Below are 23,619 nucleotides of genomic sequence, written 5' to 3'. Positions count from 1 at the left end.
TTGTCCTTCTTACAGGCTATCGATTAACAATTTGCCTTTGCGGAACATCATCAAACGCAGGAACACCACCATCAGCGCGGTAATGATTGCCCCCAGCGCGATCCCCGCCATGTAAACGCCCAGATTAGTCACCAGCGGCCACGCCCAGATTGCTGATTCCGGGAACCATTGCACTGCGCCCAGCCAGACAGCGGCGGTGGAGCCGACAACCGCACCGACCATATAGGACGGAATTGCGGTGATGGGGCTTTCCAGCGCAAACGGAATCGCACCTTCACTGATCCCCATAAAGGCCAGGAACATGGCGGTTTTACCCTGCGGATAAAGCTGGGCGTTAAACAGGCGTTTGCCGGTTAAACGACGGTCGATAATAGTCGCCAGACCCAGACCAATCGGCGGAATGACGATTGCGATAGAACGCGCGGTAACCGGTAATACGTGGTCAGTGGTAAAGCTGAAAGCAACGAAACCTGCTGCTTTGTTGATGGGGCCACCGAGGTCGATTGCGGTCGCTGCTGCGATACCCATCGCATACATCAGCGCCCCCTTCTCTCCTGCGGCGGTCAATACGGCACGGATCCCACCGTTGATCCAACCGCCAAATGGGGTGATGACGTAATACATCGCCAGCATGACAAAAATGGCGGAAAGAATCGGTAGCAAAAATGTGGTTTTGAACGCTAACAGGAAATCCGGTAACTGGATTTTCTGGTTCATCCACTTCACAAGGTAACCTGCAACGATAGAAATGATCAGCGCACCAATGAAGGTAGACGGCACCGGTGAAGAGGTCGCCCACTGCATGGTACTGGGATCAAAGTTCAGCAGTTGCGTTGGCTGGGTAGACATTAACCCGCCGATAAACCCAGCCGGGAACGCCAGTTTGCCGCCAATGGAGTTCGCCACAAAAGCAGCAAACATCGGAATGGCAAAACCAAACAACACGCCGCCAAAGGACTGCGACAGCCAGGCAAATTTCAGTAAGGAGAGGTCGAAACCGGAAAATTTCCCGCTATTAAGTGCATCCATAATGCCAATGTCAGCGGGAATTTTTAGCCAGCTATAAGCAATCAGCTGGCTGAAAGCGAGGATCACGCCGCCCATAATTAAGGTCGGCACCATGCGTGAAATCCCTGACATCACATGCTGCGGAAGTTCACCCCAGAAGCTGCTTTTAGAGACCTGCGGATTCTTAATTGCCGCTGCCGCACCGGATGCGCCAGGCACAACGGTTGCACTGCGTTTTTTAATGGCCATAACAATTATCCCTGTCGAAAATTACGGTTGTTCAGCGGCAATCATCTCTTCGATTTCTTTGATGATGCCCGCAGCGTTTTTAATTGCGTCCTGCAAAGTGATTTCATAAACGTCGCGGGATTCGAAACGTTCGTTATCTTCTGGGGTAACAGCTACGGAGTGGATGATGATGGTCGCTTCGGCGATATCCTGCGCCGTCAGGCGATTCTGGATGCCGTCTGCGCCCTGGGTTTCAATCTTCACTTCATAGCCAGCTTCCACTGCGGCCTCTTCCAGCGCCTGAGCCGCCATAAAAGTGTGCGCCAGGCCCATCGGGCAGGCACATAAGGCAATCAGTTTCTTACTCATCGTTATTTCCTCGTTCGTTTATAGTTAACGAGTGAAATTATGAACGTGCAAAACAAATTGCCGTTACCAGACAAATAATGCATTTACTGGAGAATTAATCCCGTAGTGCGGAAGTGTGACGCAGGTCGGCCTTGTGATGAAACACAAAGAAAAATTGAACTAACCGTATGATTTAAAAGATTATCGGGAGGATTATCTCCCGATATGGCAGGAAAGATTTACAGGACGTACCCTAAGGTCTGGCGTAAATGTGCACCTGAGCCGAGAAGACCCGGATTGTCATGGACGATAAGATAAGCCGGAATATCATGGACATATTCTTTAAAGCGGCCTTTGTCTTCAAAAGCGGCACGGAAACCAGAGGCTTTGAAGAATTCAAGGAAACGCGGCACGATACCGCCCGCAATAAACACGCCGCCAAATGTGCCGAGATTGAGCGCCAGATTGCCGCCAAAACGGCCCATAATCACGCAAAACAGCGACAACGCGCGGCGGCAATCGGTGCAACTGTCGGCCAGCGCGCGTTCGGTAATATCTTTTGGCTTGAGATTTTCTGGCAGACGGTTATCTGCTTTCACAATCGCGCGGTACAAATTCACCAGCCCTGGCCCAGAGAGCACGCGTTCAGCAGAGACATGGCCTATTTCAGCACGCAGTATTTCGAGAATAATGGCCTCTTCTTCGCTGTTTGGCGCAAAATCAACGTGACCGCCTTCGCCTGGCAGGCTTACCCAGCGTTTATCAACATGAACCAGATGCGCCACGCCTAGCCCCGTTCCGGCACCGTAAACCGCGATAGGTTTACCTTCAACTGGTTCCTTACCGCCAAACTGGATCAGATGCTCTTTTTTCAGCATCGGGATCGCCATCGATACAGCGGTAAAATCGTTAATAATTTCCAGATGGCTAAAACCGAGATTCTTTTTCATTTCGGCAATTGAGAACGCCCAGGTATGGTTGGTCATTGCCACCCAGTCACCGGTAATTGGGCAAGCGATGGCAATACAACCGTCTTTCACCTCGACCTTATGTTCTTCGAGATAAACGCGGATAACCGCTTCCAGGCTGGGATAATCAAGCCCAGAATAGGTTTTAGCCTGCGAGATTTCACCACTGGTAATATCACACAGAGCAAGACGTGCGTTGGTGCCGCCCACATCACCGACTAATGCATACTTTGTCATTCTTCTACTGCTCCGCTAAAGTCAAAATAATTCTTTCTCACACTGTAAATACCTGGGAGCCTAACAACAACGCCGGAAAGGCGGGCTCCCTGTAAATATCGATCTGGGTCACACTATTACTTTATCGTTTCAGCACCAATTGCAGCGATGCCTTTATGCAAGCTGGGCAAACTAAGTATCTGACCCCGCATAAGGAATAGAACATGCTCCATTCGCGAGCCAGAACCATGTTGTTATTATCGCTTCCCGCCCTGGCAATTGGGATTGCGTCCAGTCTTATTCTGATTGTGGTGATGAAAATCGCCTCGGTATTACAGAATTTACTCTGGCAGCGACTGCCGGGAAGTCTGGGGATAGCCCAGGATTCACCGCTGTGGATCATCGGAATATTAACGCTGACGGGGATCGCAGTGGGACTGGTTATCCGTTTCAGCCAGGGTCATGCCGGACCAGATCCCGCCAGTGAACCGCTGATCGGCGCGCCAGTCCCCCTTCTGCGCTACCAGGGCTTATCGTAGCATTAATTCTCGGTCTTGCCGGTGGCGTCAGCCTGGGGCCGGAACATCCGATTATGACCGTTAATATCGCCCTCGCGGTAACGATAGGCGCTCGCCTGTTACCTCGAGTTAACCGGATGGAATGGACTATTTTAGCCTCAGCCGGAACTATCGGTGCGCTATTTGGCACACCTATTGCGGCGGCGTTGATATTTTCGCAAACCTTAAATGGCAGTAATGAAGTGCCTCTATGGGATCGACTCTTTGCGCCGTTAATGGCAGCGGCGGCTGGTGCGCTGACGACAAGTCTATTTTTCCACCCCCATTTTTCGCTGCCCATTGCGCATTACGGACAGATGCAGATGGCAGACATTATCAGCGGTGCGATTGTAGCGGCGATTGCCATCGCTGCGGGGATGGTCGCCGTATGGTGTCTGCCACGGTTGCACGCAATGATGCATCAGATTAAAAACCCTGTGCTTATGCTCGGGGTTGGCGGGTTTATTCTCGGTATTTTGGGCGTTATTGGTGGGCCGGTTTCACTGTTTAAAGGGCTGGATGAGATGCAGCAAATGGTGATGAATCAGGCTTTCAGCACCAGTGATTACTTTTTACTGGCAGTGATTAAGCTCGCCGCTCTGGTCATTGCCGCCGCCAGCGGGTTTCGTGGCGGGCGAATCTTCCCGGCAGTGTTTGTTGGCGTGGCGTTAGGTTTGATGCTACATGAACACGTTCCCGCAGTCCCGGCGGCAATTACTGTCTCCTGCGCTATTCTCGGTATGGTACTGGTGGTAACGCGCGATGGCTGGTTAAGCCTGTTTATGGCGGCAGTCGTTGTACCTGATACCAATCTGCTACCGCTACTTTGTATCGTTATGCTTCCGGCATGGCTATTGCTGGCTGGCAAACCGATGATGATTGTGAATCGCCCGAAGCAGCAACCACCCCACGATAATCTTTAGCAAAAAATGCTCTCCATCATGATTTAAGAGTTATGGCGATGAAACGGGGCTTTACCTCCCCGTAATATTGCGTTAACAGGCCGCTGACGGCTTCGATCGTGAAGGAGAATAACAATGTTCAGGTCACTGTTTCTGGCGGCCGCCCTGATGGCTTTTACCCCGCTTGCGGCAAACGCAGGTGAAATTACCCTACTGCCATCAATCAAATTACAAATTGGCGATCGCGATCATTACGGTAATTACTGGGACGGTGGTCATTGGCGCGACCGTGATTACTGGCACCGTAATTACGAATGGCGTAAAAACCGCTGGTGGCGTCACGATAATGGCTACCACCGTGGCTGGGATAAGCGTAAAGCGTATGAGCGTGGCTATCGTGAAGGCTGGCGCGACCGTGATGATCATCGAGGGAAAGGCCGTGGACACGGACATCGTCATTAAACACATCCACCAATGGAGCACGATGCCTGATGCGACGCCCGCGCGTCTTATCAGGCCTACAGCCCCACTCCATTGAACGCGTAGGGCGGATAAGGCGTTTACGCCGCATCCGCCAGTGATGCCTGGTACGACGCCAGTTGAACTACAACCCCAGCGCCGTTCCCACCAACAGCCAGATATTCAGCGCCACTACCAATACCACAATCACCCAGCCAGCCTGTTTTACGCGTTTGCTGTTCACCAAATCGCCCATCAACTTACTGTCGCTGGTGAAAATCAACAGTGGAACCAGCGCCAGGGCGATACCAAAACTTAGCAGCACCTGACTCATGACCAGAATCCGTGTCGGATCTAATCCCATCAGGATGACAATAAATGACGGCAACATGGTCACTGTCCGGCGCACCCACAGCGGGATATGGAAACGAATAAAGCCCTGCATCACCACCTGCCCCGCCAGCGTACCCACCACCGTTGAAGAAAGCCCTGCTGCCACCAGGCTTAAACCAAAGACCGTCGCTGCAGCATTGCTTAACAGCGGTTGCAGCGTCAGGTAGGCTTCGTCAAGATCGGCGACACCAGTATGGCCGGAAAAGTGGAACGCGGCAGCAGCCGTTGCCATCATCGCCAGATTGACAAAACCAGCAATAGTCATGGCAATCGCGACATCCCATTTGGTGGCTGAATAACGTTGCTGGCGTGACCCACCATGCAGATGCTGGGTCAGCGAAGAGTGCAAATAAATCACATGCGGCATAATTGTCGCACCCAGCACACCCGCAGCCAGGAAGACCGCCTCTGAGGTCGGTAAACTCGGGATCACCATCCCTTTACTCAACTGCACCAGGTTAGGCTGGGAGAAGATCAGCTCAACAATGTAAGCCGCTGCGACAAACAGCAGTAGCCCGCCAATCACTTTCTCCAACGGTTTTTGCCCGCGACGTTGCAGCATTAAAATCAGGAAGGTTGCGATACCCGTCAGTACGGCGCCTTGCAACAACGAAACCCCAAGAATCAGTTTGAAACCGATAGCCGCACCAATAAATTCCGCCAGGTCGGTAGCCATCGCAATAATTTCTGCCTGAACCCAATAGAACCAGACGACCGGACGCGGGTAGTGATCGCGAATTTGTTCCGCCAGATTTTTACCGGTGGCAATCCCCAGTTTGGCCGAGAGGATCTGAATCAACATCGCCATCAGATTAGCCCAGACAACAACCCACAATAGCTGATAGCCGAAGCTGGCACCCGCCTGAATATTGGTCGCAAAGTTACCAGGATCGATATAACCAATCGCCGCAATGAACGCAGGTCCCATTAATGCGAGCCTCATCTTGCGCGCCGCCCGTCCGCTGCTACTCTCAACGCGATAGTTCGCCATCTTGTTGTGCCTCTAAAACATAGCCTTTGCTATGTTTCATGCTATGTCAAACGAGAATGATTATCAAATTCATTTAAATGGGTTGTGATGATTTCTCTGATAGACCAGGATTATGACTACGAAAAGATTGATGGTTTGAATGTTATTTTTATGTTTAATGTTAGCACATTTACATAACTTTCCGCTTCCATACACAACATAGCAGAAATGTAGGACAGCTCACTATTTTTGAAGCTTGTCACAGGACGTCATTATAGTGTGTGTCAGATCTCGTTTTCCTGAATCATGTTGCATAGAATGTGCACGGAAATTTAACCTGCCTCATATTTGGAGCAAATATGGACCGCGTCCTTCATTTTGTACTGGCACTAGCCGTTGTTGCGATTCTCGCATTGCTGGCAAGCAGCGACCGCAAAAAAATTCGTATCCGTTATATTATTCAACTGCTTGTTATCGAAGTATTACTGGCGTGGTTCTTCCTGAACTCTGACGTTGGTCTGGGCTTCGTGAAAGGCTTCTCCGAAATGTTCGAAAAACTGCTCGGATTTGCCAACGAAGGTACTAACTTCGTCTTTGGTAGTATGAATGATCAAGGCCTGGCGTTCTTCTTCCTGAAAGTGCTATGCCCTATCGTCTTTATTTCTGCGTTGATCGGTATTCTCCAGCACATTCGCGTGTTGCCGGTGATTATCCGTGCAATTGGTTTCCTGCTTTCCAAAGTCAATGGCATGGGCAAACTGGAATCCTTTAACGCCGTCAGCTCCCTGATTTTGGGACAATCCGAGAACTTTATCGCCTATAAAGATATCCTCGGCAAAATCTCCCGTAATCGTATGTACACCATGGCAGCAACGGCGATGTCCACCGTGTCGATGTCCATCGTTGGCGCATACATGACGATGCTGGAGCCGAAATACGTCGTTGCTGCACTGGTACTGAACATGTTCAGCACCTTTATCGTACTGTCGCTGATCAACCCTTACCGCGTTGATGCCAGCGAAGAAAACATTCAGATGTCCAACCTGCACGAAGGTCAGAGCTTCTTCGAAATGCTGGGTGAATACATTCTGGCAGGTTTCAAAGTCGCCATTATCGTTGCAGCGATGCTGATCGGCTTTATCGCCCTGATCGCCGCACTGAACGCACTGTTTGCCACCGTGACTGGTTGGTTTGGCTACAGCATCTCCTTCCAGGGCATCCTGGGCTACATCTTCTATCCGATTGCATGGGTGATGGGTGTTCCTTCCAGTGAAGCACTGCAAGTAGGCAGTATCATGGCGACCAAACTGGTTTCCAACGAGTTCGTAGCAATGATGGATCTGCAGAAAATTGCTTCCACGCTTTCTCCGCGTGCAGAAGGCATCATCTCTGTATTCCTGGTATCTTTTGCTAACTTCTCTTCTATCGGGATTATCGCGGGCGCGGTTAAAGGCCTGAACGAAGAGCAAGGTAACGTCGTTTCTCGCTTCGGTCTGAAACTGGTTTACGGCTCTACGCTGGTGAGTGTGCTTTCTGCGTCAATCGCAGCACTGGTGCTGTAAGTCCAATACATTCATTAAAAAAGCCGGGGATAATTCCCCGGCTTTTTTACGTCTGTTAATCAACTAATGGCTGAGGGCGACCAATCAAATACCCTTGCAGATATTGCACCCCAAGTTTATGCAATAACGCCTGCTGCTGTTGCGTTTCGACAAACTCCGCTACCACGCTTAACGACTTCGCTTTCGCCAGGTCGGTAATTGACCGCACAATCATCGCATCCAGCGTATTAGTCACTATATCTTTCACAAAGACGCCATCAATCTTGATGATATCGGCCTGCAAACGTTTTAATCGCTCGTAGTTGGCATAACCAGTGCCAAAATCATCAATCGCAATACGGAAGCCAAATTTATGCAGTTGCTCGATGTTGTACATGCTGCTTTCTGCATTTGAAAACGCCTGCTCCTCGGTGATCTCAAGAATGACTGTCTCCGGGGAGATGTGATAACGCTTAAACAGACGAATAATCCGCCCGGCGATATTTTTTTGCAGCAGAGTGAGCGGCATTAAATTGACTGAAAAGCGCGGACCTTTACTGTTGGAAGGGTGAGTTGCTAACCACTTCAACAGAGATTCCAGCACCTGCAAATCGAAACGCGCGCTAAGGTTAAACTGGGCGATAAGCGGCAGAAATTTATCCGGCGTCATAATGCCGTCGTCATATTTCAGACGCGCCAGGATCTCATCATAGCCCTGCCCCTCTTTGTTTCGAATGGGCTGAGCGTAGAGGAGCAAGTCACCATTATCTAACGCCTTACGAATGGTGTTCAGCAACAGTACCTGTTTGGTGGTCTGCCCGGACGCTATTTCCTCTCGATTATCCAACGCCAACACATGATGATGAACGCAGGATTGTTCCGCCAGCCAGCTTAACTGCCCCAGCATGGGCTGCAGGGTTTCCTGATTGCCATCAAAACGCCCCCAGGCGGCACCATAGCCCATATCCAGGCCGGTGTTGTTCCAGTGAATCTGCCGACTATTGAGGATGTTAACCATATGCTGTAGTCGACCTTCCGTTTCCGGCCCGGTCAGTACCAACAGCAATTCACTGCCCGGCAGTTGATACAACTTTTCGTTTTCCTGCATCAACGGCAGCAAGGTACGGTAAATTGAGCGGATACAATGAACACGCATCACCAGGCCGTAATGACGACTCAGAAACTCAAGATTATCAATACGCAGGCAGCAAAAACTCTTTCCTGCCTCCTGCTCTTGCGATTGCTCCAGTGCACGAAAGTTGGGTAATAGCGTTAATGGATCGGTCAGCGCCTGCAAATGCCAGCGGCGGTTAAGCCATTCACTTCGATGATAAATACGCACCATGTAAAGCAGGCAAACGCTAAAGGAAATCAGCACCGCGAGAATAAATGCCAGCGAATATTCGGTTTCGACCCCTTGTAAAAAATTCTGGTTGTAATTCAGGAGGAAAAGAGTCGAAACAGCCCAGGTGAGATTTAAAAACGGATAACGAAGTTTACCAACACCAAGGGTAAAGATGATGAAGAAAACGGGCACCAGGTAACCGGCAATAAAATCGTTTTCATAAGGCGTACACATCAGAAGCAGCAGCACGCTAAGAGTTGCCAGCCAGCTTAAAGTAAATGCACGTTTCTCTTTGTTCAGCGACGGGGCGATATCCCTGCGCCACAATATCTGCGCAAAGTGGGGACTTACAACTATGCGAGTGAGATAGTAAAAGAACATGTTGTAAATCAGCACAGCGGTGAAAAGGCTAAGCAAATCAACGACCGTGAAAATAGCATCTGCATCGCCGAAAAATGTCGATATCTTTAGCGGGAAATCAAAAAAGCTACCCACCAGATACATGCTGCCTTTGATGCCAATCGGCGTCACTAAACCAAGCCAGAAGAGACGTTGCCAGACGTATCGGGTGGTCAACCCATAACGCCAACGCGTTCCTAACTGCCAGCGTAATATTGCACAGGCACACAGCACTACAAATGTCTGGCTGCCGAGCATGACGGCAGTTTGCAAAAATGAGAGATGAAAATTCCACAGATTAGTGCAAAACATCCCGCATAAAACAGGAACAACACCACGCCAGCCAAAGATGAATAATATTGACAGCATTACGCACAGTGGCATCCACGCCAGAAAGATATAGCTGGAATGGATAACGGCCAGTGGCGAAATAAAACGGGATAGCTGAATAAGTACCACGGTGAGCGTAAACGCCAGTGTGAATATCTTGATATTTTTTATCAGGTTATGCTCCACAAACATGAGTAGACTACTCTCACTGATCGGGGTTTTCAGGCACACAAATAATGAGTTTATTCGCATCGCGAAGCAAACAGGGGCCGGCCTGTTGCCGATTTTTCATCCAATGATGCTTTCACCAGGCGGCACTAACCCGGACGTAGACTGTATTACAAAAGCGGCAAAAATCAGAGACAAAAAACCCCCGCTTCACAGCGAGGGTTTGAAATTTGGTGGAGCTAAGCGGGATCGAACCGCTGACCTCTTGCATGCCATGCAAGCGCTCTCCCAGCTGAGCTATAGCCCCACGAGGCGTTTACGTACCAAATTTGCTGGGTGCAAAATTTGGTGGAGCTAAGCGGGATCGAACCGCTGACCTCTTGCATGCCATGCAAGCGCTCTCCCAGCTGAGCTATAGCCCCGTCACGTAAAGCTTGTCGAGTTGACGGGCGGCATCATATGAATTCCGTCCGAATGTGTCAACGGCAAATTGCAGCGCCTTGTTTCAATCGCTGAAAAATCAGGCAAATGAACATTTTTGGATTACGCCTCGCATTCAGTAGTTATTCATGTCACGGTTTCATGTAAATTGATGCTATAAAATGAACACTTAATAGACCCACAACTATTCCGGGAATTGTTATGTTCAAGGAGAGGATGACGCCAGATGAACTTGCCAGACTGACCGGTTATAGCCGCCAGACCATTAATAAATGGGTACGCAAGGAAGGCTGGACGACATCACCCAAACCAGGCGTCCAGGGGGGCAAGGCTCGACTGGTACACGTCAATGAACAGGTTCGTGAATATATTCGCAATGCAGAACGCACGGAGGGTCAGGGAGAAATCCCAGCCCTGTCTGGCGATGCACCGCTTGAAGTGCTGTTAGCTACGCTGGCGAAAGAGATGACGCCGGCTGAACAAAAACAGTTTACATCATTGCTTCTGCGGGAAGGGATTATCGGGTTATTACAACGCTTAGGGATTCGCAATAGCAAATAATATGAAAAGATTACGCAATAAAATGACCACCGAAGAACTGGCGGAATGCCTCGGTGTGGCTAAACAAACCGTTAACCGCTGGATTAGAGAAAAAGGCTGGAAAACAGAAAAATTTCCCGGAGTGAAAGGAGGTCGCGCCAGACTTATTCTACTGGACACACACGTTTGCGAATTTATTCAAAACACGCCTGCCTTCCATAATACGCCAATGCTTCTTGAGGCCGAAGAACCCCTTGCTGAATACGCGCCAGGTATGCGCACTCCGGCTTATCGGCAAATCATCAGCGCAATAGACAATATGACTCACAGTGAGCAGGAAAAAGTTGCGCAATTTTTGTCACGTGAAGGGATTCGTAATTTCCTTGCCCGTCTCGACATAGACGAATCAGCATAAATAAAAAACGGCAGGGGTATTTCTCCTGCCGTTTATCTTTTATGCGCTAATTACTGCTGGTTTTCGCGTTCAGCAATAAAAGCCAGAGCTTTATTGATGCGCTCGATGCTACGTGCTTTGCCGATCGCGTGAACGGTAACATCCAGTGCCGGAGACTGCCCCGCACCAGTAACGGCGACACGCAGCGGCATACCAACTTTACCCATTCCCACTTCCAGCTCGTCCGCCGTCGTCTGAATAGCGTGGTGAACGTTTTCAGCTGTCCAGTCAGTAATCGCGGCCAGTTTGTCGCGAACTACTTCCAGCGGCTGACGTGCTACCGGGCGCAGATGTTTTTTCGCTGCATCGGCATCGAACTCAGCAAAATCTTCGTAGAAGTAACGGCAGCTCTGTGCCATCTCTTTCAGCGTCTTGCAGCGTTCACCCAGCAGTTTAACCAGATCCGCCAGCTGCGGGCCGTTGCGGGTATCGATATTTTCCTGCTCGATGTGCCACTGTAAATGGGTAGCAACATACTCCGGCTGCAGCGTGTTAATGTAGTGATGGTTCAACCACAGCAGCTTGTCGGTATTGAACGCGCTGGCGGATTTGCTGACGGCATTCAGGGTGAAGTATTTGATCATCTCTTCACGGGTGAAGATTTCCTGATCGCCGTGGGACCAGCCCAGACGCACCAGATAGTTCAGCAACGCTTCCGGCAGATAGCCGTCATCACGATACTGCATTACGCTGACCGCACCGTGGCGTTTGGACAGTTTTTTACCATCATCGCCGTTGATCATAGAAACGTGCGCATAAACCGGCACTGGTGCTTTCAGGGCTTTAAGAATGTTGATCTGGCGTGGCGTGTTGTTGATATGGTCTTCACCACGGATAACATGGGTGATTTCCATATCCCAGTCATCGACAACTACACAGAAGTTATAGGTCGGAGAACCATCGGTACGGCGGATGATCAGATCATCCAGCTCCTGGTTGCTGAACTCGATCGGACCACGGATCTGATCGTCAAAAACCACAGAACCTTCTTGCGGATTAGCAAAACGAACGACACATGGTTCATCATCAGCATGATGCTCATGGCTGTGGCGGCAGCGACCGTCATAACGCGGCTTCTCACCTTTCGCCATTTGCTCTTCACGCAGTGCTTCCAGACGCTCTTTAGAGCAATAGCATTTATAGGCCGTGCCCTCTTCCAGCATCTGATCGATAACTGCGTTATAGCGATCAAAACGTTTGGTCTGATAGTACGGACCTTCATCCCACTCCAGACTCAGCCAGTTCATACCATCCATAATGGCTTCGATAGCTTCCGGCGTAGAACGCTCAAGATCGGTGTCTTCAATACGCAGCACGAACTCACCGCCGTGGTTACGTGCAAAAAGCCAGGAGTAAAGAGCAGTACGCGCGCCGCCAACGTGCAGATAGCCTGTTGGGCTTGGCGCGAAGCGAGTTTTGATTTTCATGAAATGGCCTTACGTTTAGAAAGATGCCGACAACCGGCAAATCCTGGAAAAATTGAGTGGGCGATATTCTATCACTCCAGCCTGATTCCTCAATGTAGTTCGGGTTGCTACATGATGCATTATTGTTTTCGTTGAGAAATTGCGCAACGCGGTCTGTTTTGCGATCATCCTGCTTAATTTTACGACGAACAAACAAATTCTTTAGAAAATGCGTTGACTCATTTCCAACTCTCCCTATAATGCGACTCCACACAGCGGGGGTGATTAGCTCAGCTGGGAGAGCACCTCCCTTACAAGGAGGGGGTCGGCGGTTCGATCCCGTCATCACCCACCAACTACTTTATGTAGTCTCCGCCGTGTAGCAAGAAATTGAGAAGTGGGTGATTAGCTCAGCTGGGAGAGCACCTCCCTTACAAGGAGGGGGTCGGCGGTTCGATCCCGTCATCACCCACCACTTTCTCGCCAGCTAAATTTCTTGCAATAATGTGAAGTACCGAAGTGGGTGATTAGCTCAGCTGGGAGAGCACCTCCCTTACAAGGAGGGGGTCGGCGGTTCGATCCCGTCATCACCCACCACTTCGGGTCGTTAGCTCAGTTGGTAGAGCAGTTGACTTTTAATCAATTGGTCGCAGGTTCGAATCCTGCACGACCCACCAATGTAAAAAAGCGCCCTAAAGGCGCTTTTTTGCTATGTGCGATATTCAAAGATTCGAACCTGCAGCAGGTTCGAGTTGAGCGCAGCGAAACAACGGAGCCGCTTGCGGCGACGACCCGAAGGGCGAGCGAAGCGAGTCATCCTGCACGACCCACCAATGTAAAAAAGCGCCCTAAAGGCGCTTTTTTGCTATGTGCGATTTGCGAAATTGCCAGATTCGCTTCGCTTATCAGACCTACGATTTCCGGCAATCTCCCCCTCGCCTACTGTCTCAATGCTGCCAACAGCTTAACCATCGCGGGCGTCACCTGCTGCGTTTCATAAACAATATATAAATCTGCCGGGATGCGCTCTTTGAGCGGACGGAAAATGACACCAGGCCAGTTCATCTGTGCATAGCTGTCTGCTATCAATGTGATACCAATGCCCATACTGATCATGGCCAGCACCGTTTGTGGTTCATTAACTTCGCGAATAACAACCGGTGAAAAACCCGCCTGCTGACAAACGCGCTGCAAAAATTCCCAGTCAGTGTACACGGGCGGCATTGTGACAAAATACTCGTCACGTAGTGCTTCCAGCGGAACGTCGGAATATGATGAGAGGTGATGCTCTTCAGGCATCGCTACCAGAAACGCCGATTCATGCAAGCGTAAGCTGGTAAAATCTTCCGGTGGTTCTGTCGCCATTCGCCAGATCCCGGCATCGAGTTCGCGGCGCTCCAACAGCGCCATTTGCATCGCAGGCATCTTTTCGCGAAACAGTACTTCAACGTTGGGGTTTTCCCTAAGGAATCGCCGCATAACCGGCCGCATCCGTCCCCACATTGCCGTTCCGACCACACCGAGTTCAATCCGCCCTGCTTCTCCCCGGCCTATTTGTTCAATCCGAGCCAACACCTGATTTGCATTCATCAGCAACCGGCGCGATTCTTCCATCAAGATTTTGCCCGCGTGTGTCAGGGCGACGCTGCGCGAATGACGAATAAAAAGCTGTGTGCCGAGTTGATTTTCCAGCTCTTTAATATGAATACTGAGCGGAGGCTGAGACATATTTAAACGCGCCGCTGCGCGGCCAAAATGTAACTCTTCCGCTACAGCAAGAAAATAACGGAGCAACTTAAGGTCTGTTCTGTAAATGCGTTCCATAATTAAATGCTCCGTTTAATACAAATATCTTATTAAATTATCACGGCATAAAGTATTTCACCACCAGATAACCTACATACATAAACACAATAGATAATATACCCGGCAATACATTTGGCACGGGAATAGGTAACCGCACGATTGTAAATAAAGCACCAATACCAAAACCGACGCCAGAAGAAAATAAAATATCTTTCATTAATTAACCTTTATCATAAAAGCAGCCCTGAAAAACGGAGCTGCCAGTTCTTTTAATGTGTCACTGTTCGATGTGTTATCTTTTCAGGGTCATGGTTATATTTAAATCCAAAGAAAAATATCACTGCGAGGAAAAGAGAATATCCTGCAAACATCAACCAGATAGTTTGCCAGTCTTTTACGCCATCTACCGAGAAATAATCCACTGCCATGCCGCTCAGAATCGAGCCGACCCAAGCACCGACACCATTTACCATGGTCATAAAGAGCCCCTGTGCGCTGGCACGAATGTTGGAATCAACTTCCTGTTCAACAAAGACCGAACCGGAAATATTGAAGAAATCAAATGCGCAGCCGTAAACAATCATCGACAGCAGCAGCAAAATAAACCCAGTTGGTGACGGATCGCCATAAGCAAAGAAGCCAAAGCGCAGCGTCCAGGCCACCATACTCATAAGCATGACCGTTTTGATGCCGAAACGCTTCAAAAAGAACGGAATCGTCAGAATGAAACCGACTTCAGCCATCTGTGAAACTGACAATAAAATGGACGGATATTTCACCACGAAGCTATCAGCAAACTCCGGGTTACGGGCAAAATCATGCAGGAACGGGTTGCCAAAAACGTTGGTAATTTGCAGTACCGCGCCCAGCATCATGGCGAAGAGGAAAAAGATGGCCATACGCGGATTTTTGAATAGCACAAACGCGTCCAGACCGAGTTTACTGGCAAGCGAAGTAGTCACTTTTTTCTGCGCAACAGGAATTTTAGGCAAAGTCAGCGCGTAAGCCGACAGCAGCAGAGACGCACCGGAAGCGATATACAATTGCAGGCTGCTCAATTCCAGATGCAGTAAGCTTACTGCCCACATCGCAATGATGAACCCCACCGTACCAAAAACGCGAATAGGCGGGAAAGCTGTCACCGGGTCAAGCCCGGCCTGAGCGAGGCAGGAATAAGAGACGCTGTTTGATAACGCGATGGTCGGCATAAATGCCATTGCATTGACTAACATCACCCAAAACATCGTATCCGGATCACTGACGGATGCCGCATAAAAAAGCACGCCAGCACACACCAGGTGGCACAGCATATATGCGCGTTCCGCACGCAGCCATTTATCCGCGATAATCCCCATAATGCCAGGCATAATAATCGCAGCAATCCCTTTGGAGCTGTAGACCATACCGACGTTAGCGCCGGTAAAATGAAGGGTATTAATCATGTAGGAACCGAGGGTAACCAGCCAGCTCCCCCAGATAAAATATTGCAAAAAAGACATTACCTTTAAGCGCAAAGCGATGCTCATAATCGTTTCCTTGTCGCATCATGTGGCCTCACCCGTGAGGCCGTTTATTGTTGTTTTAATCAGGCAATATTGCGCAGAAAGCCGCAAATAAGGTTGATAAAGTTCTGCTTAGAGAGATCCGCTGCCGCCAACGTTTGGGTATGCGAGAGCTTCACGTCACTCAGACCTTCCGCCATATTGGTAATCGCAGAAACGGCCACGACCTTCAGGTCACAATGGCGTGCTGAAATAACTTCAGGCACAACGGACATTCCAACGACATCCCCGCCAATAATTTGCATCATGCGAATCTCTGCCGCCGTTTCGAAATTCGGCCCCGGATACGAGACGAACACACCTTCCGTCAGGGGGAAACCCTCTTCTTTCGCCACTTTTTGCAACAGTGCGCGGTAGTCCGCATCGTAGGCATTCGCCAGCGAGAAGAAGCGTTCGCCAAAGCGTTCATCGTTAAGACCCACCATCGGTGTACCTGGCATGGTGTTGATGTGGTCTTTCAGCGCAACCAGACTGCCCGCACCGACTTCCGGACGCAGTGAGCCCGCCGCATTGGTGCAGAACAGCAGTTCACAGCCCAGCAATTTGAAAGTACGAATCGCGTCGGTCATGATGGTCATTCCACGACCTTCATAGAAATGCCCTCGACCTTTCATACATGCCACCGGAACGCCCTGGAGATGCCCCAACACCAGCTCACCCGCATGTCCATGCACCGTACTCACCGGGAAACCCGGCAGCTTTTCATAGGAAATGGCGACAGCGTTATCAATCTGATCGGCCAGCGCGCCCAGCCCGGAACCTAAAATAAAAGCCACTCGTGGTGTGAAATCTGGTTTATAAGCCTGGATAATATCGACGCAATACAGCGGGGTATGAGAAAATGGAGCCTGAGACATATATATCCTTTTTTCAGTAGGGTTGAATCTAATGTCTTTTTATAGCGAGGTTGTCCCGGCTCTTACCAATACACTTTCCTCACGCATTCAATAGCGATTTGATATCGATCGATTTATATCTTTTCACTATTAATTCCCTGCAAAAACTATATTGGCGATATCTACTTTCTTGCATTAACAATATGCCGTTTTTAACAAACCACTTTATTAAGCAATCTACTAATAACGATCGGCATAGGGAATTATGCTATGAAAAAACATCTTTTAACTCTGACGCTCACCTCTTTATTAGCCGTACCCGTAATCTCCCACGCAGAATTTAAAGGTGGGTTTGCAGATATCGGCGTGCATTACCTGGACTGGACCAGCCGAACCACCGAGAAATCGTCAACTAAGTCACACAAAGATGATTTTGGTTATCTGGAACTGGAAGGCGGTGCCAACTTTAGTTGGGGAGAAATGTACGGGTTTTTCGACTGGGAAAACTTTTATAACGACCGCCACGATAAACCAGGTAGTGAGCAGCGTTATACCTTTAAAAATACCAACCGCATTTACCTGGGCAATACCGGATTTAATCTCTACCTGCACGCGTATGGCACCTACGGTTCTGCAAATCGGGTAAATTTCCACGACGATATGTTCCTGTACGGTTTTGGCTACAACTTCACCGGTAACAGTTGGTGGTTCAAACCGTTCTTCGCCAAACGCTATACGGATCAAACCTATTACACGGGCGATAACGGCTACGTGGCAGGTTGGGTTGCGGGTTACAGCTTTATGCTGGGCAGAGAGAAATTCACCCTCACCAACTGGAACGAGTACGAGTTTGACCGTGACACGACCTATGCGGCAGGTAATGGCGGTAAAGAAGGGCTGAACGGTGCGGTCGCCCTCTGGTGGAATGCTACCCCGAATATAACTACGGGGCTTCAGTATCGCTACGCGGACGACAAGCTGGGAGAAGCCTGGTATCAGGACGCCATCATTTACTCGGTCAAATTTAACTTCTGAACCATTTCTGCCGGGATTCCCGGCAGAAATGCATAACACGATATATGATACAACGATTCCCCTTCTCGCCCTGCCATCACTATTCCCCCTGTTCTTGCTCCACGTCCTCTAATGCTTCACCAGCTGTTGAAAGTGTCCGGTTCTTCCTTCGCTACTGTGACGAAAACCTTTAATTGTTTTAAAGAGTCATTCATCTATTTTCTTCATGAATGAATGCAATAAATCAATTTTATTTCTCAAACTGGAAGAAGCACAATAGAACCATCGATTATCTGGAGCCTTTATGAAACTTTTTCGTATCCTCGATCCTTTCACCTTAACCCTGGTCACGGTGGTGTTACTGGCTTCTTTCTTTCCGGCCAGAGGCGATTTCGTCCCCTTCTTTGAAAATCTGACCACAGCAGCCATTGCCCTGCTGTTCTTTATGCACGGCGCGAAGTTGTCGCGAGAGGCCATTATTGCAGGCGGTAGTCACTGGCGACTGCATTTGTGGGTGATGTGCAGTACCTTCGTGCTGTTTCCGGTTCTGGGCGTGTTGTTTGCCTGGTGGAAACCAGTAAACGTCGATCCCATGCTCTATTCCGGCTTTCTCTATCTTTGCATTCTTCCTGCCACGGTGCAGTCTGCAATCGCTTTTACCTCGATGGCGGGCGGTAACGTTGCGGCGGCCGTTTGTTCTGCATCAGCATCCAGCCTGCTGGGTATTTTCCTTTCGCCATTGTTGGTTGGTCTGGTAATGAATGTTCACGGTGCAGAGGGCAGCCTCGAACAGGTCGGTAAGATTATGCTGCAGCTGTTACTACCTTTTGTGTTGGGACATCTTTCTCGCCCGTGGATTGGCAACTGGGTGGCGCGCAATAAAAAGTGGATTGCGAAAACTGACCAGACCTCCATTCTGTTGGTGGTCTATACGGCCTTCAGCGAAGCTGTTGTTAACGGCATCTGGCACAAAGTCGGCTGGGGATCGTTGCTGTTTATCGTGGTGGTCAGCTGCGTGCTGTTGGCTATCGTGATTGTGATTAACGTCTTTATGGCACGCCGACTGGGTTTCAATAAGGCGGATGAGATAACGATTGTCTTCTGTGGTTCGAAAAAGAGCCTGGCGAATGGCATTCCGATGGCGAACATTCTGTTCCCAACGTCAGTTATCGGTATGATGGTGCTGCCACTGATGATTTTCCATCAGATCCAGCTGATGGTTTGCGCGGTGCTGGCGCGTCGTTATAAGCGCCAGACCGAGCAACTACAGGCGCAGCAGGAAAGCCACGCAGGGAAGATTTAAAGCGGACGTTTCAGGGGCTGAACCAGTTGCGTCAGCCCCTCGGTTTTAATCAGCAGCGTGATTTGCATTAGCTCACCGAGTTTTCCTGCCGGGAACTCATCCTTGCGGGCAAACCACAAAAGATACTCTTCCGGCAGGTCGATTAAGCGACGCCCTTTGTACTTGCCAAACGGCATTATCGTATTGGCTATTTCAATCAGCTGCTCTTTTTCCATCTCAGTTACCCAGCAAACGTAGCATCTCTGCTTCGTCGATCACTTCAATGCCCAATTCCTGCGCTTTCGCCAGTTTAGAACCTGCGGCTTCTCCGGCGATCACCAGATCGGTTTTCTTCGAAACGCTGCCCGCGACTTTCGCGCCCAGTTCGACCAGGCGAGCTTTAGCATCATCACGCGACATCTGACTTAAGCTACCGGTGAGCACCACGGTTTTACCGGCAAACGGGCTGTCGATCTCTTCCGCGTTAATCACCACCGGCGCAGGCCAGTGAACACCTTCCGCCAACAGCTCGCTGATGACATTGCGGTTACTGTCTTCGGCAAAGAAGTTGTGAACATGGGATGCGACGACAATTCCGACATCGGGCACTTTTTGCAGCTCTTCAATCGAGGCTGCTTCCAGTGCGTCCAGCGTGCCGAAATATGCTGCCAGACCTGCTGCAGTGGCCTCGCCGACTTCGCGAATGCCAAGCGCATAAAGGAAGCGAGCAAAGGTGGTTTCTTTCGCTTTTTCCAGCGCGTTAACCACGTTTTGCGCTGATTTCGGCCCCATTCTCTCCAGTCCGGTCAGTTTGCCTGCGGTGAGTTTAAACAGGTCAGCAGGTGTGTGGACGTACTCTTTTTCGACAAGCTGGTCGATGATTTTGTCACCCATACCGTCAACGTCCATCGCCCGACGGGAAACAAAATGTTTCAGTGACTCTTTACGCTGAGCGCCGCAAATCAGGCCACCGGTACAGCGGGCGACTGCTTCTCCTTCCACACGTTCAACATCAGAACCACATACCGGACAATGTGTCGGGAACTCTACGGCACGGGTATCTTCCGGGCGTTCAGAAAGCACGACGTTAACCACCTGCGGGATCACATCGCCAGCGCGGCGGATCACCACCTTATCGCCAATACGTAAACCAAGACGTTCGATTTCATCGGCATTGTGTAAGGTAGCATTGCTCACCAGCACGCCTGCAACATGTACAGGTTCCAGACGCGCAACGGGCGTAATAGCGCCGGTACGTCCAACCTGAAACTCAACGTCGCGCACGAAAGTCATCTGTTCCTGCGCCGGGAATTTAAACGCCACTGCCCAGCGCGGGGCACGTGAAACAAACCCAAGCTGTTCCTGCTGCGCCAGTGAGTTGACTTTAATCACCACGCCGTCGATATCAAAGCCCAGCGTCGGACGGTCTTCTTCCACTTTGTGGTAAAACGCCAGCACCTCTTCTGCCGATTCACATAACGTGACACGATCGCTGACCGGTAATCCCCACTTTTTAAATTGCATTAAACGACCAAGATGGGTGTCCGGCAGCTCGCCGCCTTCCAGCACACCAACGCCGTAGCAGAAGAACGTGAGCGGTCGCTTCGCCGTGATACGCGGATCAAGCTGACGCAGCGAACCTGCCGCAGCATTACGTGGGTTAGCAAATACTTTCCCGCCCGTGCGTCGCGCCTCTTCGTTGATCTTTTCGAACCCTGCTTGTGGCAGGAATACTTCACCACGCACTTCCAGGCGCGCCGGGATATTCTCACCATGCAATTTCAGCGGAATCGCGCGAATAGTACGGACGTTAGAGGTGATGTCTTCGCCGGTGGTGCCATCACCACGGGTCGCCGCACTGACCAGAACGCCATTCTCATACAGAATGCTGACGGCAAGGCCATCAAGCTTCAGCTCACAGCACCAGGTGACTTTTTCGTTACTTTTCAGACGATCCAGTACGCGTTTGTTGAAAGCGAGAAAACTCTCTTCATCAAAAACGTTGTCCAGCGACAGCATCGGTACTTCATGACGGATCTGGCTGAAGGCTGCCAGCGGCGCTGCACCTACGCGCTGGGTTGGTGAATCCGGGGTAATGAGTTCCGGATGTTTTGCTTCCAGCTCGCGCAGCTCACGCATCAGCCTGTCGTATTCAGCGTCGGGAATTTCCGGCGCATCCATCACATGATAAAGATATTCATGATGGCGAAGCGTCGTTCGCAGTTCTGTGAGTTGTCTTTCGATTGATTCCATATCGCACCATCAATGCTAAAAACCCCCGACAAGCGGGGGTTCGAAGAAGAGTTAATTTGCCTTAAGTGTATCAGACGTTAGCGTCTTTCACTTCGCGGATGATGTCCTGATACTCGCGCAGTTTCTGCGGAGTCATCATACGGCGCTGATCGTCAAGAACTACGCCACCGACTTCATCAGCGATATGCTGCGCAGATTGCAGCATCAGCTTGAAGTTTTGCAGTTCATCACCATAAGACGGAACCTGCATAAAGATAGTGACGCCAGGAGTGGTGAAATCCTTCATTTCAGGATCGAATGTTCCCGGTTTCACCATATTCGCCAGGCTGAATAACGCAGGGCCACTGCCGTCCGGGCTGAGATGACGATGGTAAATATTCATATCGCCAAAGATAAAGCCCGCCTGCTGAATGCTGTTAAGAAGCAGTTCACAATTCAGCTCGCTACCGTGATGCGCCGCGACGTTCATAATGATCACCGCTTCTTTACGCTTCGGCTTATCCATGACAGGTGCCGGTTCATTTACAGGTTCAGGCTGCGGTGCCGCTACGGGTTCCGCAACCTGGAAAGCCTGCTGCGCTGGTTGGGGCGCTGGCTGCGTCGGTTGCGGAGCTGGCGGTACTTGCGAAGCAACCTGCTGTTCAGGCTGCGGCTGGTAGGTCGGCTGCTGAACCGGCTGCGGTTGCTGAATCGGCTGCGCTGAATGCGGAGCATGTTGCGGCGATACCTGCACTTCAGGCGGCTGCTGAACCGGTTGACGCGGCTGCGCAGACGCATAAGGCGGTTGGTACTGGTGTTGCGGCGACGGACGAGCAGCCTCATGCTCCTGGGCTTTAGCCGGGGCATGATTTACGCGGTGAACACGAACCTCACCAACGCCCTCATCATCTTCGACATCCTCATCATAAGAATCGTCGTCACGTTTTGACTTCATTCGTTTTAATGGCCGATCGCGGAACATAGAAGATCGTTCTTTACGGCTGGTCCAGAAACCATGTACCAGTAAAGCGATTATGGCGATCGCGCCAACAATGATTAATATCAGACGCAAATCCTGCATCATTATATTCTCTGTTGTTCTAACACCTTGCCACCACGGCAAACATTTACTCACTAAGAGTATTTGCCGATTACCTCGAGTGCAAGTGCACTCTTAACTTTCACAGCACAAAGATAGATGAAATCGTGCTTTTTGCTGTTTTTTCGAACATATCCTAACTGTCCATTGCGCAATTACCCGGTAAAATACGCAGAATTTTCCTGGGATTGGTCAAAAGGAGCATCTCCTGATTATGGTTTCAACATACACATCTTCCCCACGCAGCGGTTTTTACTATTTTGCGCAAGGCTGGAAGCTCGTCTCGCAACCCGGGATTCGGCGTTTTGTCATTTTACCTCTGTTGGTCAATATTTTGTTGATGGGAAGTGCATTCTGGTGGCTCTTTACCCAACTGGATGTCTGGATCCCATCATTAATGAGCCACGTGCCTGACTGGCTGCAATGGTTAAGCTATTTGCTGTGGCCTGTCGCGGTTCTCTCCGTGCTGCTGATTTTTGGCTATTTTTTCTCAACTATTGCGAACTGGATTGCCGCGCCATTTAACGGTTTATTGGCTGAACAACTGGAAGCAAGGCTGACAGGCGCTACGCCGCCGGATACCGGAATTTTGGGTATCATGAAAGATGTGCCGCGAATTATGAAACGCGAATGGCAAAAATTTGCGTGGTATTTGCCACGCGCCATCGTATTGCTGATCCTCTACTTTATCCCAGGCATCGGGCAAACCGTCGCGCCAGTGTTGTGGTTCCTGTTCAGCGCCTGGATGTTAGCCATTCAGTACTGCGACTATCCGTTCGACAACCACAAAGTGCCGTTCAAAGAAATGCGCACTGCCCTGCGCACGCGCAAAATCACTAACATGCAGTTTGGCGCATTAACGAGTCTGTTCACGATGATCCCGGTGCTCAACCTGTTCATCATGCCGGTGGCCGTCTGTGGCGCGACAGCAATGTGGGTCGATTGCTATCGCGCTAAACATGCACTATGGCGGTAACAATCTTCCGGTTGTTTTGTAAACTATTTGTATGAAACAAGGGTGGCTTATGCCACCCTTATTCCATCTTGCAAGTCATTATTTCCCTTCTGCATATAGATATGCTAAATCCTTACTTCCGCATATTCTCTGAGCGGGT

General features: G+C 50.1%; 20 protein-coding genes, 6 tRNA genes, 1 other RNA gene and 1 pseudogene. 13 read left to right on the top strand and 15 right to left on the bottom strand.

Translation table 11 applies throughout. The features are described 5' to 3' along the window. Positions 1-9: 9 nt before the first annotated feature. The 3 genes from LG381_RS10890 to glk form a co-directional block, all read right to left on the bottom strand. Complete coding sequence (locus tag LG381_RS10890; RefSeq protein ID WP_225762398.1) at positions 10-1,257, bottom strand: PTS fructose transporter subunit IIC; 1,248 nt, start codon at positions 1,255-1,257, stop codon at positions 10-12. Positions 1,258-1,278: 21 nt separating this feature from the next. Next, positions 1,279-1,605 (bottom strand): PTS fructose transporter subunit IIB, encoded by a 327-nt coding sequence (locus LG381_RS10885; RefSeq protein WP_000038454.1) that lies wholly within the window; start codon positions 1,603-1,605, stop codon positions 1,279-1,281. Between the two features lie 218 nt (positions 1,606-1,823). Continuing rightward, positions 1,824-2,789, bottom strand: coding sequence for a glucokinase (glk, locus tag LG381_RS10880; protein ID WP_000170385.1), 966 nt, complete (start codon positions 2,787-2,789; stop codon positions 1,824-1,826). Between the two features lie 203 nt (positions 2,790-2,992). Between glk and LG381_RS10875 the strand changes: the two are divergent. Continuing rightward, positions 2,993-4,248 (top strand): annotated as a pseudogene (locus tag LG381_RS10875) (ion channel protein). A gap of 114 nt (positions 4,249-4,362) precedes the next feature. Further along, entirely contained in the window at positions 4,363-4,689 is a 327-nt protein-coding gene (ypeC, locus tag LG381_RS10870) for a DUF2502 domain-containing protein YpeC (protein WP_000490072.1), read from the top strand. Between the two features lie 142 nt (positions 4,690-4,831). On the opposite strand, the gene LG381_RS10865 is transcribed toward ypeC, so the two are convergent. After that, complete coding sequence (locus LG381_RS10865) at positions 4,832-6,070, bottom strand: Nramp family divalent metal transporter (RefSeq protein WP_032225852.1); 1,239 nt, start codon at positions 6,068-6,070, stop codon at positions 4,832-4,834. A 338-nt stretch (positions 6,071-6,408) separates the two neighbouring features. On the opposite strand from LG381_RS10865, the gene nupC reads away from it, so the two are divergent. Continuing rightward, on the top strand, positions 6,409-7,611 hold the full coding sequence (gene nupC / locus LG381_RS10860) for a nucleoside permease NupC (protein ID WP_001516818.1): 1,203 nt from the start codon (positions 6,409-6,411) through the stop codon (positions 7,609-7,611). Between the two features lie 55 nt (positions 7,612-7,666). Here the strand turns inward: nupC and LG381_RS10855 are convergent, their stop codons facing one another. The 3 genes from LG381_RS10855 to LG381_RS10845 all read right to left on the bottom strand — a co-directional run bounded on the left by LG381_RS10855 (position 7,667) and on the right by LG381_RS10845 (position 10,254). Beyond that, the gene (locus LG381_RS10855; RefSeq protein ID WP_225762397.1) at positions 7,667-9,856 is read right to left on the bottom strand and encodes a sensor domain-containing phosphodiesterase; all 2,190 of its coding nucleotides are present in this window, start codon (positions 9,854-9,856) and stop codon (positions 7,667-7,669) included. Positions 9,857-10,063: 207 nt separating this feature from the next. Beyond that, a tRNA-Ala gene (locus LG381_RS10850) sits at positions 10,064-10,139 on the bottom strand. Between the two features lie 39 nt (positions 10,140-10,178). After that, a tRNA-Ala gene (locus LG381_RS10845) sits at positions 10,179-10,254 on the bottom strand. A 220-nt stretch (positions 10,255-10,474) separates the two neighbouring features. Between LG381_RS10845 and LG381_RS10840 the strand changes: the two genes are divergently transcribed. Both LG381_RS10840 and LG381_RS10835 read left to right on the top strand, forming a co-directional pair. Then, entirely contained in the window at positions 10,475-10,834 is a 360-nt protein-coding gene (locus tag LG381_RS10840; protein WP_000472029.1) for a YfeC-like transcriptional regulator, read from the top strand. A gap of 1 nt (position 10,835) precedes the next feature. Continuing rightward, positions 10,836-11,228 carry a YfeC-like transcriptional regulator gene (locus LG381_RS10835; protein WP_000826490.1) on the top strand — a complete coding sequence of 131 codons (393 nt, stop codon included), beginning with the start codon at positions 10,836-10,838 and terminating at the stop codon, positions 11,226-11,228. A gap of 50 nt (positions 11,229-11,278) precedes the next feature. Here LG381_RS10835 and gltX read toward each other — a convergent pair whose 3' ends face one another. After that, positions 11,279-12,694 (bottom strand): glutamate--tRNA ligase, encoded by a 1,416-nt coding sequence (gene gltX, locus LG381_RS10830; RefSeq protein WP_222680768.1) that lies wholly within the window; start codon positions 12,692-12,694, stop codon positions 11,279-11,281. A gap of 258 nt (positions 12,695-12,952) precedes the next feature. On the opposite strand from gltX, the gene LG381_RS10825 reads away from it, so the two are divergent. The 5 genes from LG381_RS10825 to LG381_RS10805 all read left to right on the top strand — a co-directional run bounded on the left by LG381_RS10825 (position 12,953) and on the right by LG381_RS10805 (position 13,506). After that, positions 12,953-13,028, top strand: a tRNA-Val gene (locus LG381_RS10825). Positions 13,029-13,072: 44 nt separating this feature from the next. Further along, positions 13,073-13,148, top strand: a tRNA-Val gene (locus LG381_RS10820). 46 nt (positions 13,149-13,194) lie between these two features. Further along, positions 13,195-13,270, top strand: a tRNA-Val gene (locus LG381_RS10815). Between the two features lie 4 nt (positions 13,271-13,274). Then, positions 13,275-13,350 (top strand) — tRNA-Lys (locus LG381_RS10810). A gap of 22 nt (positions 13,351-13,372) precedes the next feature. After that, a non-coding RNA gene (locus LG381_RS10805) (RtT sRNA) lies at positions 13,373-13,506 on the top strand. Between the two features lie 106 nt (positions 13,507-13,612). On the opposite strand, the gene xapR is transcribed toward LG381_RS10805, so the two are convergent. The 4 genes from xapR to xapA are packed head-to-tail and all read right to left on the bottom strand — an operon-like array spanning position 13,613 to position 16,898. Next, a complete protein-coding gene (xapR, locus tag LG381_RS10800; protein ID WP_000439925.1) occupies positions 13,613-14,497 on the bottom strand; it encodes a DNA-binding transcriptional regulator XapR in 885 nt (294 codons plus the stop codon). Between the two features lie 40 nt (positions 14,498-14,537). Next, positions 14,538-14,696, bottom strand: coding sequence for a DUF1427 family protein (locus LG381_RS10795; protein WP_000651752.1), 159 nt, complete (start codon positions 14,694-14,696; stop codon positions 14,538-14,540). Positions 14,697-14,748: 52 nt separating this feature from the next. Beyond that, positions 14,749-16,005, bottom strand: coding sequence for a xanthosine/proton symporter XapB (gene xapB / locus LG381_RS10790; protein WP_000020387.1), 1,257 nt, complete (start codon positions 16,003-16,005; stop codon positions 14,749-14,751). A gap of 59 nt (positions 16,006-16,064) precedes the next feature. Next, complete coding sequence (gene xapA / locus LG381_RS10785) at positions 16,065-16,898, bottom strand: xanthosine phosphorylase (protein WP_225762396.1); 834 nt, start codon at positions 16,896-16,898, stop codon at positions 16,065-16,067. A 249-nt stretch (positions 16,899-17,147) separates the two neighbouring features. Between xapA and LG381_RS10780 the strand changes: the two genes are divergently transcribed. Together LG381_RS10780 and LG381_RS10775 are read left to right on the top strand one after the other, a co-directional pair. Beyond that, on the top strand, positions 17,148-17,912 hold the full coding sequence (locus tag LG381_RS10780) for an outer membrane protein OmpK (protein WP_000716426.1): 765 nt from the start codon (positions 17,148-17,150) through the stop codon (positions 17,910-17,912). 283 nt (positions 17,913-18,195) lie between these two features. Further along, positions 18,196-19,194: a bile acid:sodium symporter family protein gene (locus LG381_RS10775; protein WP_000765627.1), complete on the top strand. Its 999-nt coding sequence runs from the start codon at positions 18,196-18,198 to the stop codon at positions 19,192-19,194. Here the strand turns inward: LG381_RS10775 and LG381_RS10770 are convergent. From LG381_RS10770 to zipA, 3 genes are all read right to left on the bottom strand, one after another. Beyond that, positions 19,191-19,409 carry a DUF3820 family protein gene (locus LG381_RS10770; protein ID WP_000410201.1) on the bottom strand — a complete coding sequence of 73 codons (219 nt, stop codon included), beginning with the start codon at positions 19,407-19,409 and terminating at the stop codon, positions 19,191-19,193. The genes LG381_RS10775 and LG381_RS10770 overlap by 4 nt on opposite strands. A gap of 1 nt (position 19,410) precedes the next feature. Next, on the bottom strand, positions 19,411-21,426 hold the full coding sequence (gene ligA, locus LG381_RS10765) for an NAD-dependent DNA ligase LigA (protein WP_000443720.1): 2,016 nt from the start codon (positions 21,424-21,426) through the stop codon (positions 19,411-19,413). A 70-nt stretch (positions 21,427-21,496) separates the two neighbouring features. Then, positions 21,497-22,489, bottom strand: a complete 993-nt coding sequence (zipA, locus tag LG381_RS10760; protein WP_225762395.1) for a cell division protein ZipA — start codon at positions 22,487-22,489, stop codon at positions 21,497-21,499. A 229-nt stretch (positions 22,490-22,718) separates the two neighbouring features. On the opposite strand from zipA, the gene cysZ reads away from it, so the two are divergent. Further along, positions 22,719-23,480 (top strand): sulfate transporter CysZ, encoded by a 762-nt coding sequence (cysZ, locus tag LG381_RS10755; protein ID WP_000255356.1) that lies wholly within the window; start codon positions 22,719-22,721, stop codon positions 23,478-23,480. Positions 23,481-23,619 lie beyond the last annotated feature (139 nt).

Origin of the sequence: Escherichia sp. Marseille-Q3837 (genome assembly GCF_916618735.1) — a bacterium.
GTDB classification, from domain to species: domain Bacteria; phylum Pseudomonadota; class Gammaproteobacteria; order Enterobacterales; family Enterobacteriaceae; genus Escherichia; species Escherichia ruysiae.
The sequence above is the reverse complement of the archived record's forward strand: the minus strand, read 5'-3'. Positions and strand labels throughout refer to the sequence as shown.

Coding starts and splice junctions, on each gene's coding strand:
- LG381_RS10890 (WP_225762398.1), bottom strand. CDS start 1,257: ATGGCCATTAAAAAACGCAGTGCAACCGTTGTGCCTGGCGCATCCGGT.
- LG381_RS10885 (WP_000038454.1), bottom strand. CDS start 1,605: ATGAGTAAGAAACTGATTGCCTTATGTGCCTGCCCGATGGGCCTGGCG.
- glk (WP_000170385.1), bottom strand. CDS start 2,789: ATGACAAAGTATGCATTAGTCGGTGATGTGGGCGGCACCAACGCACGT.
- ypeC (WP_000490072.1), top strand. CDS start 4,363: ATGTTCAGGTCACTGTTTCTGGCGGCCGCCCTGATGGCTTTTACCCCG.
- LG381_RS10865 (WP_032225852.1), bottom strand. CDS start 6,070: ATGGCGAACTATCGCGTTGAGAGTAGCAGCGGACGGGCGGCGCGCAAG.
- nupC (WP_001516818.1), top strand. CDS start 6,409: ATGGACCGCGTCCTTCATTTTGTACTGGCACTAGCCGTTGTTGCGATT.
- LG381_RS10855 (WP_225762397.1), bottom strand. CDS start 9,856: ATGTTTGTGGAGCATAACCTGATAAAAAATATCAAGATATTCACACTG.
- LG381_RS10840 (WP_000472029.1), top strand. CDS start 10,475: ATGTTCAAGGAGAGGATGACGCCAGATGAACTTGCCAGACTGACCGGT.
- LG381_RS10835 (WP_000826490.1), top strand. CDS start 10,836: ATGAAAAGATTACGCAATAAAATGACCACCGAAGAACTGGCGGAATGC.
- gltX (WP_222680768.1), bottom strand. CDS start 12,694: ATGAAAATCAAAACTCGCTTCGCGCCAAGCCCAACAGGCTATCTGCAC.
- xapR (WP_000439925.1), bottom strand. CDS start 14,497: ATGGAACGCATTTACAGAACAGACCTTAAGTTGCTCCGTTATTTTCTT.
- LG381_RS10795 (WP_000651752.1), bottom strand. CDS start 14,696: ATGAAAGATATTTTATTTTCTTCTGGCGTCGGTTTTGGTATTGGTGCT.
- xapB (WP_000020387.1), bottom strand. CDS start 16,005: ATGAGCATCGCTTTGCGCTTAAAGGTAATGTCTTTTTTGCAATATTTT.
- xapA (WP_225762396.1), bottom strand. CDS start 16,898: ATGTCTCAGGCTCCATTTTCTCATACCCCGCTGTATTGCGTCGATATT.
- LG381_RS10780 (WP_000716426.1), top strand. CDS start 17,148: ATGAAAAAACATCTTTTAACTCTGACGCTCACCTCTTTATTAGCCGTA.
- LG381_RS10775 (WP_000765627.1), top strand. CDS start 18,196: ATGAAACTTTTTCGTATCCTCGATCCTTTCACCTTAACCCTGGTCACG.
- LG381_RS10770 (WP_000410201.1), bottom strand. CDS start 19,409: ATGGAAAAAGAGCAGCTGATTGAAATAGCCAATACGATAATGCCGTTT.
- ligA (WP_000443720.1), bottom strand. CDS start 21,426: ATGGAATCAATCGAAAGACAACTCACAGAACTGCGAACGACGCTTCGC.
- zipA (WP_225762395.1), bottom strand. CDS start 22,489: ATGATGCAGGATTTGCGTCTGATATTAATCATTGTTGGCGCGATCGCC.
- cysZ (WP_000255356.1), top strand. CDS start 22,719: ATGGTTTCAACATACACATCTTCCCCACGCAGCGGTTTTTACTATTTT.